At 58.6% G+C, this 14,427-nt stretch carries 8 protein-coding genes; 4 read left to right on the top strand and 4 right to left on the bottom strand.

Annotation, left to right across the window (positions count from 1 at the left end):
* Positions 1–4: 4 nt before the first annotated feature.
* The 4 genes from ACIP02_RS22690 to ACIP02_RS22675 all read left to right on the top strand — a co-directional run bounded on the left by ACIP02_RS22690 (position 5) and on the right by ACIP02_RS22675 (position 9,814).
* Positions 5–3,808 (top strand): sugar-binding protein, encoded by a 3,804-nt coding sequence (locus ACIP02_RS22690; RefSeq protein WP_400620892.1) that lies wholly within the window; start codon positions 5–7, stop codon positions 3,806–3,808.
* Between the two features lie 26 nt (positions 3,809–3,834).
* A complete protein-coding gene (locus ACIP02_RS22685) occupies positions 3,835–5,952 on the top strand; it encodes a hypothetical protein (RefSeq protein WP_400620890.1) in 2,118 nt (705 codons plus the stop codon).
* Positions 5,953–6,100: 148 nt separating this feature from the next.
* Positions 6,101–8,302: an autotransporter outer membrane beta-barrel domain-containing protein gene (locus ACIP02_RS22680; protein WP_400620888.1), complete on the top strand. Its 2,202-nt coding sequence runs from the start codon at positions 6,101–6,103 to the stop codon at positions 8,300–8,302.
* A 51-nt stretch (positions 8,303–8,353) separates the two neighbouring features.
* Entirely contained in the window at positions 8,354–9,814 is a 1,461-nt protein-coding gene (locus tag ACIP02_RS22675; protein ID WP_400620886.1) for a hypothetical protein, read from the top strand.
* A 9-nt stretch (positions 9,815–9,823) separates the two neighbouring features.
* Here the strand turns inward: ACIP02_RS22675 and ACIP02_RS22670 are convergent, their stop codons facing one another.
* From ACIP02_RS22670 to ACIP02_RS22655, 4 genes are all read right to left on the bottom strand, one after another.
* A complete protein-coding gene (locus ACIP02_RS22670; protein WP_400620883.1) occupies positions 9,824–10,558 on the bottom strand; it encodes a molecular chaperone in 735 nt (244 codons plus the stop codon).
* A 61-nt stretch (positions 10,559–10,619) separates the two neighbouring features.
* Complete coding sequence (locus ACIP02_RS22665; RefSeq protein ID WP_400620880.1) at positions 10,620–11,147, bottom strand: fimbrial protein; 528 nt, start codon at positions 11,145–11,147, stop codon at positions 10,620–10,622.
* Positions 11,148–11,308: 161 nt separating this feature from the next.
* Complete coding sequence (locus tag ACIP02_RS22660; protein ID WP_400620877.1) at positions 11,309–11,719, bottom strand: PA2817 family protein; 411 nt, start codon at positions 11,717–11,719, stop codon at positions 11,309–11,311.
* A 213-nt stretch (positions 11,720–11,932) separates the two neighbouring features.
* A complete protein-coding gene (locus ACIP02_RS22655) occupies positions 11,933–14,380 on the bottom strand; it encodes an acyl-CoA dehydrogenase (RefSeq protein WP_400620874.1) in 2,448 nt (815 codons plus the stop codon).
* Positions 14,381–14,427: the final 47 nt, after the last annotated feature.

Below are 14,427 nucleotides of genomic sequence, written 5' to 3'. Positions count from 1 at the left end.
CGATATGGCTGGCAAAACAGCGTTGCATTCTGGTGCTTTCAATTTCTTGAGTTTCATCAGCAATAGTGTTGATCCGCGTACCGGTCAGTATGGCCTGAGTATCGCGTTACCCCTCCTGCGTGGTGATTACCTGGGGGGGGCAGATTTCCCGTTGAGGCTGACCTACAGCTCAATGGGGGCAGGCGACTTTGGCTATGGGGAAGGTTGGGATATCAACCTCAGCAGTCTTATCGAACATGCTTACCCGGAGGGGGGGAGTGCGCTCTCGTTATATACCGGTGAGCGCTTCACGGTGGACGGGGTGGAAACGATCAGTGAGAAAAAACTGGATACTTTCCATTTTCACAAGGATGGCGATGGGCTGTTTCGAGTCGAGCACAAGGACGCTCAGCTGACGGAAGTGTTGCAGCGCACGACGATTGGTACAGGCAAACAAGCGCTACCGGTAAAGATTTACGCCGATTCAAGACGTTGGCTAGAGTTTGTCTACCGCGATAACCCGCTGTTACCAGGCAACCCCTGTTTGAGTGAGGTATATGATTCCGGGGTCGGTGGGAAACAGCGCCGTCGCTTGCTGTTGATAGAGTACTCGGGCGATATGATCATCACCTTGTACCCTGATGAACCCGCAGCGCAAGCCAGTTACACGCTCCAGTTTAACGGGCGGCGGCTGCAGCGAGTGATACTGCCCACCGATGAACATGCGTATTGGGAGTTCTTCTATCAACAGGTGCACGGGCAAACCTGTGTCAACCGGGTGCGTACACCGGCGGGTGCGGTGGAGCATATCGAATATGGTATAGAGGGTGATCCGGGCCATAAACTGCCTGGGGTTGACCAGTACCTGCCGCGGGTCAAGCGCCACCGCATCATTCCAGGCTTTGGTCAGGCCGAGCGGGTGACCGAGTATGACTATTCCTCGCACAACTTTGTGGGCAATGGCAGCTCGGTGGTCTGGAACAACAATGGTCTGGACAATCTCTACGAGGTGACGAACGCCAGTTATACCTATTGGAGCAAAACCACCGAGCGCTGCCCCGGGCAGGCCGACCAAACTGTTTTACGAACCTATGACCGCTTCCATCGCAATATCGAGGAAAAGCGGGTGCAGGGCAAGTGTGTGACTTCTACGGTTACCCATTACCATGGCGAAGCGGCGGACCCGTTTGCCAGGCAACCCGCAAACTTCCAGTTGCCGAAGCTTGTGACCCAGCGCTGGCAGATCGAGGGGCAAGTGGTGTCTGGCAAGGCCGAAACTGCCACCACGTATGACCTGTTTGGCAACTTGACCCATGAAACTGCCGCCACGGGCGTAGAGACGGTTTATGCGTACTACCCGGCTGTGGGTGAACCTGGCAAGTGCCCGGCAGACCCGCAGGGCTTTGTGCGCTGGAGAAAGAGCCAGACCACCAAACCGTCCCTCAACGGTGAAGGCGCAGCCGCAACTCAGGTTACAGAGTTTGTGTACAAGGCGCTTGACCCAGTGCCCCTGCCTGCGGAGACGCCCGTCTATATTGCCAAACCGTTCATCGTGCCGAAAGAGGAGGAGCTTTTCGTCATCGAGGGTGACGTGAAGGTGCCCGTGAGCCAGACGGTCACCCACTACCATGAGTCCATTGATGACCTGTTGAGCTATGGGCGGCAGGCCAGCACGATCAGCACCATGGGGGGGAAGGATACGACCACCTCGTTCAGCTATACCACAGAGACAGTGGAACGCCATCCTGCCTTGGTGACCACTCATGTAGTGGAGGGCTTCGACCATGGCGAAAAGCTGGAAGATGGAACCGTTCGCGATGTTCAGAAAACGTTCACCCTGAAGCACTCGGCACTGATCGGTGAGCCATTGCTTAACCGGGATGACAACGATGTGGAAATCGCCTATGCCTACGATCGCGTGGCCCGCGTGATTCGCGAGACGGTTGCGCCAAACGACCCCAAGTACAAGGCTTCGCGCGAGTACAGTTATGTGCTGGCAGTGGGTGAAAACCCGGCTGTGCAGACTGCGACCGATGTCAAAGGTGTGACTACGCGCTCGATGCTCGATGGCCTGGGCCGTGTGTGCGAAGAAGAGCGTATGGACGCCGACAGCAATCAAGTTTGGCGCCGCCAGGCGTATCGCAAGAGCTATACGGCGACCTACAACGCTTACGGCCAGCTTGATGAAGAAACCGAATACGACTGGATGGCGGATACGGTTACTGAACAGGGTATTAGCCGTGCAGTGGATCTCCCGCTGCAGACACGTTACGGCTACGACGACTGGGGCCAGCAAGCATGGCAAAAGGGGCCGGACGGTATCTGCCATTTCGAGGTGACAGACCCGGTCGGCACCGAGGCCTCGGCCTTCATGCCCATCCAGCGTAGCTGGCGGGTATCAGAGGACGGCACTGATGCAAGTGGCGTGACCGAGACCTGGCTCAACCGTTTCGAACAGGCCACCCAGGTCACGCGCTTCAAGACCCCGGAAGAAACAGTTGCGTATAGTCAGCACACCTATCACCACGATGGCCTGGGCCGTTTAGCTCGGGAAGTGGCCGCCGACAAGGCCACCACGCTGAACAGCTACGACATCTTCGGACGGTTGCTTGAACAGACGCTGCCCGATGGCTCGGTGGTAACCCGCCGCTACGCGGACTTCGACAGTGGCGACCTTCCGGAGCACATCGCTGTCAATGGCATTGAGCTGGGCACGCAAACGTTCGATGGCCTTAAGCGGCTGTATCGGTCCGTTACGGGGGGGCGGCCACGTACCCTTTACTATAAGCCGGGGCAAAACCGGCCAGAGAAGGTGTTTACGCCTTCCAGGCAATGGGTCGATTATGAATACAACCCTGTGTTGGGAGAGGAGCCGCTGAAGCGTGTATCCAGCCGTTTCACCGCCGATTACGAGTATGACCCGGAAAATGCCAGGTTGATGAGCTGCACGGAAGATGGGCAAGTCTTGAAACGAGAGTATTTCAGTACCGGGCAGATGAAATCCGAGGAGCGTATCGAGGGTGAGGGGACCGAGGACGAACAGAAATTCAAGATGTTTTATGTGTTCAGCTATCGCGAACGGATGCTGAGCTACACCGATGTGCTCGAGCAGACGCAGGAGTATCAGTATGACAATGCTGGGCGTTTGGAGAAAACGACCTTGGGCTCGACAGTAGCAAATTTCAAGTATGACAAATTAGGCAGAACGTCGCAGATCGAGACTCGCGATGGCGATAACTACCTCATCACTCAGCTGGAATATGACGAATTTGATCGAGAGACGCTTCGCCGTTTTGATATGAAGGGTGATATTCAGACGTTGACCCAGCGGTATGATGAATGTGACCGCATTGACGTGAAGGCACTGAAGGCGGGTGAGGCGGAAACCGGTGAACTACTCAGGCACGAAACGTTTGCCTACGATTCACGCGGTCGACTCTATGATTACCAATGTAATGGCCCGCTGTTACCGGTCGATCCACAAGGTCATGTGATCCGAGCCCAGGCGTTTGAGTTCGATTCGCTGGACAATATCACCCTGGTCATCACTCAGCTGACAGATAAAGACACTCATGAAGCGGGAGAAAATGTGGCCGAGTATTTCTTCGAGTACAGCGACCCCGCGCAACTCAGTAAGCAAACCAATAGCTACAAGGGTTATAAGCCCGAGATACATTTCGAGTATGACGGTGACGGCAACCTGACCGACGATGGTGAAGGTATGGAGATGGAGTATGACGCTACTGGCCGGCTGAGCTTGGTCACCAAGGCCGGGGTGACCTCAAACTATTATTATGATGGTGTTGACCGTTTGAGTGGGCAGGGTTGAGCCTGAGTTTGTAGGCTTCTGGTGTTGTGAAAGCCCGCGCTAGCGCGGGCTTTTTTATTGGCCTGCGTGCGAAGTACACCGCACGCGTATTGGCAACTGGTAAATTTGCCAGTTGTGCAGAAAGGCGCCAAGGTTTCACTATTCATGTGATTATTCCAGCAGCCCTCCTTTCTATACGTTCGAGGCTCAAAATGAAAAGCGAAAAGTACTCACCCGCGGGTAGTGTTGTTCTTGCACCTGTCGCACCTGAAATCAATGCGGCGCTGTTGGCAGACCGCACTGACAATACGATGTTCAGTAATGTCTTGACCGACGATACGGTCGAGATACCCTTGACCATCCAGAACTGGAATGCCGCGGGAGATCCCAGTGTCGGGGAATTTGACCAGATGTGGCTGATTCACCTGCCTGACAGTGGCGTCGAGGAAGAACTGCACAGGGGGCAGTATGATAGAGACAGCGCATTCCCCTTCACTGTCAAGTTGGACAAGGAAAAAGTAAAAAAGTGGGGCGAAGGCAAACATGAGTTTTTCATCAGGGTTATCCCTTATTACGACCTGGATCCTGTTGATTTCCCTCCTTTGAGCTTGATCTTCGATCGTGTCGCTCCTTACCCCAACCAGCTACCTGCTGCCTTTCCTGCTATCGCGCCCGTGCTGGATGCCAACATTGATGCAGTTGAACTGACATTGCCGGGCTATTCCGATTGGGCTGATAAAGACGCAGTCGGCTGGATCTGGCGCAAGGAAGTGCCCGTTGATCCGGGCGATCTGGTACCGGATGGTACTCAGCCTGTCACTGCGTCGCCCATGATGATCAAGGTGCCCAAGGCTGTCATTGAGCGTGAAGGGGATGGCGGCATTCATATCGCCTATATCCTTCAGGACAAGGCCGGTAATACCAGTGCGATGTCGGTGCCTACGCGGATTGCGGTGGCACTTGGGGCGTTGCCTGTTCCGGCGGATTTCAAGAAGCCTGTGGTTATAGGCATGAACGGCGGTGTGGTGGATCAGGATGCCGTGTTCAACGGTATCGAAGTGCAGATTGACGCTTATCAGCATTTCAAAGCGACAGATCTGATTACCATTCGTTGGGGCACACAGGCTTTCGAGGAGCGCGCAGTTGGCACGTTCCCGGTCAAGCTGGCCATTCCTGCCAGCGTTATCCTGGCTATTTACGGAAAAGGTTCTACCGGGGTCAAACCGGTCGAAGTCACATATGAAGTGCGGCGAGGCGACCACCCATTGGGCGGCGAAAAAGACACATTCGACGTCAACCTTGAGCGCATAGGCCCGGTCGTACCTGACCCAGACCCGGAATGGCCGGGGCCGGTAAACCCGCAAATGGCCCTGCCGGATGTTTATGGCGGTAACGACAACGAGAAAAACCGCCTGACCGAGAACGACGAGCTGGCCGACGCGGTGTTGAAAGTAACGATCGACGCTGCATTCGAGATAGGTGATCTGGTTGAGTTTTACTACACCGATGAGCATGTCGTCGAGGCGGATTACCGACTTGAGGCTGGCGACCTCGGCGCTGAAATTGAAGCGACCATTCCGTGGGAATATATTCTTCGACACGACAACGGTAATCGCTTTGCTCACTATGCGGTCAGCCGTAAAGACGTGCCGAACAAGGCTGTTTCCAAACCTCAACCCATTGTGGTCGAGGCTATCGTTCTACACCCTGAAGCGGCGGAGATCCAGGGCGGGGTCATCATTGGAGGGCGGCTGTGGCTGAACTGCAAATCGTTGTTTGACCCGGCGGATTCAAGTGATACTACCCCTGATATCCGTATCCAGATCCCTGACCTTAGCGAGTGGTTGGCAGAAGGTAACGAATTGACACTGACCTGGACCGCGACACAGGGTACATCCCCAGGTGGAGCAGATATACCAAATGCCAAGTATGAGCAAACGATCGAGTTGGACAAGGCCAACCCGCCGACCGGTTTCATTTGGCGCATTCCTTATGCCGATGGCCTGAAGCCTATTTACGAGTTCGATCAGGCAGTCAGTTATGACGGGCTGGCAACTTTCACTTATACATTTGAGCGTAATGGCAAACCTGTCCCATCCGACCCTGCCGTGGCAGTAGTAGCAATGCACAGTTTTGGCGCTGAGTGCCCTCTCGTTCGCCCTTGAGTGTCGGCGATACAGCATGCTGGGCGAGGCTTGTTGAAAAGTCGCATCAATCGTAGGATTTTTCCTACTCGTTTTGAGGCGAATTCTTAATAACCTTGCTCACGTTTCTGCTGCCCGTCTGCGGGTAAAACGATGAGGTCAAGGTGCAATGTTCAAACAACGCAATTCTACTCTGCCCCCCTTGGCGTCAGCCATTGGGCAATTATTAATGGGTGCTTCGGCCGTGCTCTTTGTTGGCCCGGCAAGTGCGTTGACGCTGGTGGACAAGGAGCAACACATTGGCGCCAGTACGCCGGTTGACAGCTACAGGGTCACTGACGGTGGGCGCCTTGTCGCCGAGGGGGCTACTACCCAGGAGATCGACGTGCGTACAGGCGGAGGGTTGCAGCTGGAGCGTTCCACGGTGTCAGCCACAGGGGTCGCTGCAGTCATGGTCAACGGCGGTGCTTCGGCAACCATTGCCAATGGTTCGCGCCTGACCAGCAACCTGTTCGGCCTTGATGTGCTGCGCAGTGCGACGGCCGGCGCCAGCGTGTCGGTGAAGGGCAGCCATATCGAAGGTGGTATCGGCGGTGCCCGGGTGGCCGGCAGTTCTCATCTGTCCCTGACCGACAGTACCCTGGTGAGTACTGGGGCGTCCGGTGCTGCCTTGCTGTTTGGCGATGCCGGGCTGGATGCGACCAACAGTCGGTTGACCGGTGCCACGGATGGCATCCGGGTGGTTGGCGATAGCCGGTCGACCGAGGCTGCATCGATCAACCTGCAAGGCACACGGGTGGAAGGCCAGAATGGCGCTGCCATTCGCGTGGGCACCGTAAACCAACCGCGTGGCGATGCGACGATCACCGTCACCGGCGGCACTACGCTGGTTGGCAGCAATGGCAACCTGCTGGAGGTGGCGAACAGTTCCAATGCCAAGCTGCAGGTCGAGGGCAGCGACCTGATGGGGGACGTGTGGGTGGAGGCCGGCTCCCGTGCCAACCTGACCTTGGGTAACCAGGCCAGCCTCACCGGGCGCCTGACCAATGTCGAGAGCCTGGCGCTGAATGATGGCGGGCGCTGGAACATGGTCGAGGACAGCAAGCTTGGGCAACTGGCCATGGCGGGGGGCTCGGTGCGCTTCGGGGAGGCCACGCAGTACCAGCGCCTTACCCTGGGCAGCCTGTCGGGCAGTGGCACGTTCATCATGGACGCCGACTTCAGCACCGGCGAAAGCGACTTCCTCGACATTACCGGTACGGCTACCGGCAACCACAGCCTGCTGGTGGGGAGCAGTGGCAGCGAGCCCACCCAGGAAAACAGCCTGCATCTGGTGCATGCTGCGGCGGGGGATGCACAGTTCTCCCTGCTGAACGGGCCGGTGGACCTGGGCGCGTTTTCCTACAGCCTGGTGCAGCGCGGTAATGACTGGTACCTGGACGGCGCGACCAAGGTGATCAGCCCCAGTACCGAGGCGGCAATGGCCTTGTTCAATACCGCGCCGACCGTGTGGTATGGCGAGCTTTCCTCCCTGCGCAGCCGTATGGGCGAGCTGCGCCTCGACGAGCGTAAATCGGGCCTGTGGGCACGTAGCTATGGCAACAAGTACAACGTTGCCTCGTCTACCGGCACGCCGTACAGCCAGGTTCAACAGGGCTTTTCGCTGGGTGCCGATACGCCCTTGCCGTGGGGTGACGGCCAGTGGCTGGCCGGGGTGATGGCCGGTTACAGCAGTTCGGACCTGAACCTGACCCGGGGTGCCTCGGGTGAAGTGAAAAGCTACTACCTGGGGCTGTATGCCACCTGGCTGGATGCCCAGAGCGGCTATTACCTGGACAGCGTGGTCAAGCTGAACCGCTTCGACAACCAGGCCAAGGTCAGCCTCAGCGATGGCCAGCGCACCGAAGGCGACTATGACAACGTCGGCCTGGGTGCGTCGGTAGAGTTCGGCCGCCACCTCGGCCTGGGCGATGGCTACTTCGTCGAGCCGTTCGGGCAGCTGTCGGTGGTCGGCATCCAGGGCAAGGATTATCACCTGGACAATGGTCTGAAGGCTGACGGTGATGCCACGCACTCCTTGCTGGGCAAGGCCGGTGCCACGGCCGGCCGTACCCTCAAACTCGAGGGTGGGCAGGCGGTGCAACCTTATGTACGGCTGGCCTATGTGCACGAGTTCGCCAACAACAACCAGGTCAAGGTCAACAATCACCGTTTCGACAATGACCTGTCCGGTTCGCGTGGCGAGCTGGGCATGGGGGTGGCGGTGTCGCTGATGGACCGCCTGCAGGTGCATGCCGATTTCGACTACAGCAACGGCAAGGCGCTGGAGCAGCCCTGGGGCGTCAACCTGGGCGTGCATTACAGCTGGTAAAGCGTTGCGAGCCTTTCATTACATCTGACGGGACACCATGGAGCCTGAGCTATGAGTAGTGTGAAACAAGAACCGCTTTTTCCTGCGCCATGGGTGAAAGGCTCGTTGCAAAACCTGGAAGGCGGTGCACAGAACGTCATTCCTTTGGGGCTGCTGCAAAGGCCGCTGCGTGTGGATGTGACGCCTTGGCCGGGCTCCAATCCTGCCCCTGACACGCCAGAGACTCTTGTGCTGCTGTGGGACGGGGTGCAGGTAGGGGACACAAGGGAATGGGTGGCCCCCATTGCTGCGGACGACTATTACGTCGAGATTCCCCTGCTGAACCTCAAGGACGACAGCACGCCTGCATTGACCTACAGGGTCAAGGCTTACAACAATGCTGAACAGGACTCGCGGCCACTGACAATAACCCTGGATCTGACCGGGCCCGAGTTGGCAGGTGATCGTGGTGCCCTGGTGTTCGACGGCGAGGTGCTCACCGACGGTGTAACGGAAGATTACCTGAAGCGTCACGGTGAAGTGCTTGTCGCGGGTGTGCCGGACTACCAAGTCTTTGTGCCGGGAGATCGCGTTCGCTGGTACTGGGATGCGCATATGTACGAAGACAACCTTGTGGCCGAGAAGGTGCTCAAACAGGGGGACTTTCCTGTCACCCTGGAGATCTCGGGCGATATCCTCCGTGAACGAGGTGATGGGCAGCGTTTTGCGCATTACCGGCTATTCGACTATGCCGGTAACGAAAGTAAGCCTGTAGAGCCGAAAGTGGTGCAGTTGAAGGTAGATACCGCACCGCTGCCCAGGGACCTGGGCTGGCCAGACGTCTCCCATGCCACAGGGAGTGCGCAGCAGGTCGAACTGGACCCTAACAAACGGATCACGTCGATGCGGGTGGTGGTGCCCTCTGGTGCAGCGCATCCGGGCGAAGGTGTCGAAGTGTCATGGGGCGAGCCGGATGCCGTGGGCAGTTACAAGGCGACGCAAGAGGTGCCTGGTAACCCTGGCCAATACGATATCCCGCTGGATCGAATTGCCCAGCACAGTGGCAAGGTTCTGCGTGTGTCTTATAACGTGACCGAGAAGGGTGGCAGGGTTCATCCGTCTGAACCCCGGCTTGTATCGTTCCTGCCGCTCACCCAGGGGTTCCCGATGCCGAATATTCCCTCTGCCACACATGATACGGTGTATCTGGCCAGTGTCCCGGCAGGTGGCTTGGTCATCAAACTCGACGCCTGGCGATACATTCATGCCGATCACAGGGTGACATTGCTCGTCAGCGGTGTGGATCTACAGGGCAAGGCAGTTTTCGAGGAGGTGCTGAAGGCGCATGCCCTTACTGCACAGGAGGTGGAAAAGGGCTTGGGGTTCGATAATGCGGTAAAGGTGACCAAGCCTTTTCTGCTCTCGCTGAAGCGTGACAGATTCAGCGTCAAGGTTTTTGTCAGTTTTGATCAGGGACAGACATGGCCGTCAATGCCCAACTTTCCAATACTTGACATGGCGCTGCGCGACTGAGCGGCCCTGTTAGATCGGGGCTATTGGCAGAGGTTTTTCTACCAGGCGAGTCGTCCCGCCATAGTCGTTGATTGTGGTGAAGCGTACCTGTAGTCCGTCTCCGACCCGGGTAGTCTGCAGTTCAAAGGACTGGCTTTGCATGGGCAGGGCCATCTGGGCAGTGTCGATTTTTTCGACTTTCCCGGGTTTGCCCACTTCCAGACGGCCGAAGGTGAAGTGGTAGGGCGTGGGGTTGTGAACCTGCAGCAAGGTCTTGCCGTTAGCGCTGGACAGTGACCACTGCAGGCTGTCCAGATGCTGTTCGGGCACGCCCTGCACCTGGCTAGGTCGATAGAACAGCTTGATGCGGGTGCGCAGGGCGATTTTCAGCACGTTCTGCTGCCCACTGTCGACCTGGGGAATTTCCTGCACATTGAAGTAGAACAGCGATTCGCGATCGGTTGGCAGGTTGTTGGGTAACTGGTTTATCTTGACCAACTGCTCGCGTTTGGGGTCGAGCCGGAACAGGGTCGGGGATACGGCAAAAGGCACTGCGGTGCTGGTGTCGTCGGCCGCAGTATTTACCCAGGCCTGCACCGCATAAGGTGCTTGGCTTGGGTTGGCGACAACCACCGAGCTGCTGTGTTTGTCGCTATGGTGGACAACGCGGGTGTCACTAACGGTCAAGGCTGCTTCACTGGTTGAGCAAAGTGTAGCCAGGCAGGCGAAGCCGAGTGCGTAATTGCGCAGAGTGGTTGTGTACATGACGGGACCGGCTTGGGAAGTGAAACGGATGAGTCCCCCTGGCGACACCAGGGGGCTTGAATCAGCGGATATCGACATTGAAGGAGATGTTGGTATCGATCTGCCCTTCGGTTACTGCCGTCTTGGTAGTGACCAACCGGGCCAGGAAGACCATGTCGGTGTCGCCTGTATCTTTCACTTCATAGGCTGCCGATTCGGTGCCAGGCGACAACCGCGTTGCCTTGTCGTTGATTGCGAGGCCCAGACCCGAGGCGTAGCCCACTCCGTCTTTCAGGGCATACAGGTCAGGGTTGTCCTTGTCAGGACTGTAACCTGCGGTGAATGTGGCATGGCCTGCCTGGATTGCTGTCACGCAGGATGCCGGAATGCGCAGCGCGAATTGTTTGGGAGGGGTTTCCAGGCCAACTTTGTCGAAATGATGTGTCTTGAAGTTGCCCAGGAAAACAAGCGGCAGGGCTGGCCCACCCGGCGTTACAACCTCGATTGGGCAGGTGCCGGGGGCCTTCACGGAACCTTCAAAGTTGATGATGTCGGCCATTGCTGCGCTGCTACAAAGGCTCAGTGCAAGCACGGATAGTGTTTTTTTCATAGGATTATCCCTGTGTGGTAGATCGCTGCGAACTCATGTATCTCAGCGCGCTGGCAGAGTACGCAGGGCAACACAGGGGCGCTGTAGGGGAAGGCTGCTGGTTTCGCCAGAAACCGGCAGATCGAAACGGCACGGCACTCCCCTTCGTCGGGGCAGGGGGATCAGTGGCGGGTATCGGCTGCTGCCGAGGACAGCAGCTGCTTTTGCTCAAGCCAATCAAAGGCCTCGCCCCGCTGTTCGCATTCGTAGCGGCGCTCTTCCAGTGCCTGGTACAGGTCCAGTTCTTCGTCAGGCATGTAGTGCAGGCAGTCGCCGCCGAAGAACCACAGCAGGTCGCGCGGCACCAGGTGGGCGATTTGCGGGTAACGCTGGATCACCTGGCAGATCAGGTCCTGGCCCAGGTACTGGCTTTCCAGCGGGTCTTGCGGCAGCAAGGTCAGCAGCTCGTCGAAGCGTTCGAGGAACAGGGCGTGGCTTTCCTCCGGTACCTGCTCAGCCTCACCCAGTGCCACCAGGATGGTGCGCAGGTGGTTCAGCAGTTGCAGGTGGTATTGCAGGTGGGGGTTGGCCATGGGGGCGGTCCTCGGGGTGGTTGAAACGGGGGCGGAGTATACGCCGGTTGGGGGCCGGTTGGGTAAGGCGGCTATGGCGGGCGCGGTCCGGTGTAGGAGCGGCCTTGTGTCGCGATAGGTTCAGCACAGATGCACAAATTGCCGGGGCTGCTGCGCAGCCCTATCGCGACACAAGGCCGCTCCTACACCAGACCGCGTCCAGCGATCAAGAGGTCAGCGCACTTTGCCCTGTTCAGGCAGCAATTGCGCCTTGTCGAAGGCGTCCACATCGATCACTGCCCGACGTGCCTGTTCCGCCGCCTGCAGTTGTTGCCCTTCGCCAGGCTGCAATACACCGGCTTCGACGGCTGCATCGATCACTGACTGCCCAGGTGCCGGCCGCACTTTGCCTTCCTTGATTGCCTGATGCAGCGACTTGTGTAGCGGCATCGCTTCATTCAGCAAGTCGCTGGCCCGTTGCAGCGCCGCCACCGGGTCACCGTCGGCCTCTGGCCTGAAGCACCCGGCAAGCAGCTCTTCCAGGGCCGGGTCACCTTTGCTGCGGCCAATCAATGCCGCCACCTCGGCATCCAGTTCATCGCTCGGCCCGGTATGGCGCCGGCCGAAGGGGAACACCAGCACGCGCAGGGCACAGCCGACAAAGCGGTTGGGGAAGTTCTCGAGCAACCGGTCCAGGGCTGTTTCCGCCTGGCCCAGGCTTTCTTCCATCGCCCAGCGCAGCAAGGGCTGCATGTGTTCCGGTGAGCCCAGGTCGTGATAGCGCTTGAGCGCGGCACTGGACAGGTACAGGTAACTCAGCACATCCCCCAGCCTTGCACTCAGGCGTTCGCGACGCTTGAGCGCACCACCGAGCAGCATCATCGACACGTCCGCCAGCAAGGCAAAGGCTGCCGCCTGGCGGTTGAGGGCGCGGAAGTAACCCTGGCTCAAGGCATCGCCCGGCAGGCTTTCCAGGTGGCCCAGGCCGAGGTTGAGCGCCAGCGTGCTCGCCGCATTACCGGCAGCAAACATGATGTGCTTCATCAACAGGTCATCAAACTCACGCAGTGCCTGCTCGCGGTCTTCGCGGCCAGCCAGGGCCATTTCCTTGAGCACGAATGGGTGGCAGCGGATGGCGCCCTGGCCGAAGATCATCAGGTTGCGCGAGAGGATATTGGCACCTTCCACCGTGATGAAGATCGGCGCCCCTTGCCAATTGCGCCCCAGGTAGTTGTTCGGGCCCATGATGATGCCCTTGCCGCCATGCACATCCATGGCGTGCTGGATGCACTCGCGGCCGCGTTCGGTGAGGTGATACTTGAGGATCGCCGACAACACCGAAGGCTTCTCGCCCAGGTCCACGGCCTTGGCGGTCAGCAGGCGGGCGCTGTCCATCAGCCAGGCATTGCCACCGATGCGCGCCAGTGACTCCTGGATGCCTTCGAACGCCGCCAACGGCACATTGAACTGCTCGCGGATGTTGGCGTACTGGCCGGTAACCAGGCTGGTGTACTTGGCGGCGCCGGTGCCGACCGCTGGCAGGGAGATGGAGCGGCCCACCGACAAGCAGTTCATCAGCATCATCCAGCCCTTGCCGAGCATGGCCTGGCCGCCAATGAGGAAGCTCAGCGGGACGAACACATCCTTGCCGCTGTTGGGGCCGTTCATGAACGCGGCGCCCAGCGGCAGGTGGCGTTTGCCGATTTCCACGCCCGGGGTGTCGGTCGGGATCAGCGCCAGGCTGATACCCAGCTCTTCCTGCTCGCCCAGCAGATGGTCCGGGTCATAGGCCTTGAAGGCGAGGCCCAGCAGGGTAGCGACCGGGCCCAGGGTGATGTAGCGTTTTTCCCAGTTGAGGCGCAGGCCGATGACTTCCTCGCCTTGCCATTGGCCCTTACACACCACGCCAGTATCGGGCATAGCCCCAGCGTCGGAACCGGCCAGTGGACCTGTGAGGGCGAAGCAGGGGATTTCTTCGCCACAGGCCAGACGCGGCAGGTAGTGGTTGCGTTGTTCGTCGGTGCCGTAATGCAGCAGCAGTTCGGCCGGGCCGAGGGAGTTGGGCACCATCACCGTGGAGGCCAGGTCGCCACTGCGGGTGGCCAGCTTCATTGCCACCTGGGAGTGGGCGTAGGCCGAGAACCCTTTGCCGCCGTATTCCTTGGGGATGATCAGGGCAAAGAAACCGTGCTGCTTGATATGTGCCCAAGCAGCGGGCGGCAGGTCCATGTCCTGGCCGATCTGCCAGTCACTGACCATGGCGCAGAGTGTTTCAGTAGGGCCTTCGATGAAGGCCTGTTCTACCTCGGTCAGCTTCGGTGCCGGGTAGCTGAGCAGAGTGCGCCAGTCGGGGCGGCCGCTGAACAGTTCGCCGTCCCACCAAACGGTGCCCGCATCGATCGCCTCGCGTTCGGTTTGCGACATCGGCGGCAGGGTACGCTGGAACCAGTTGAACACGGGCCCGGTGAATACTTTGCGCCGCCATTCGGGCAGGGTCACCAGGGCGATCTTCAGTGCCAATACCACCCAGATCAGCGCCAGCAGCCAGCCGGGTGCATGGCTGAAAATACCCATCAGCAGCACATAGGCTGCCATGATGCCCAGTATCTGCAAGGGTGCCAGGCGCCGATGCGTCAGGTATGCCGCGCCGATCACCAACCCTGCCAACCACAATAGCCACATAATCCTTCCTCCATGGAGCCGGTGTTCGAAACCTTTGCCAACAGCTT

It is taken from the genome of Pseudomonas sp. NPDC089408 (assembly GCF_044749445.1).
In the GTDB taxonomy this organism is placed as follows: Bacteria; Pseudomonadota; Gammaproteobacteria; order Pseudomonadales; family Pseudomonadaceae; genus Aquipseudomonas.
Note: the sequence above shows the minus strand (reverse complement) of the source record. Positions and strands in the feature narration are given on the sequence as shown.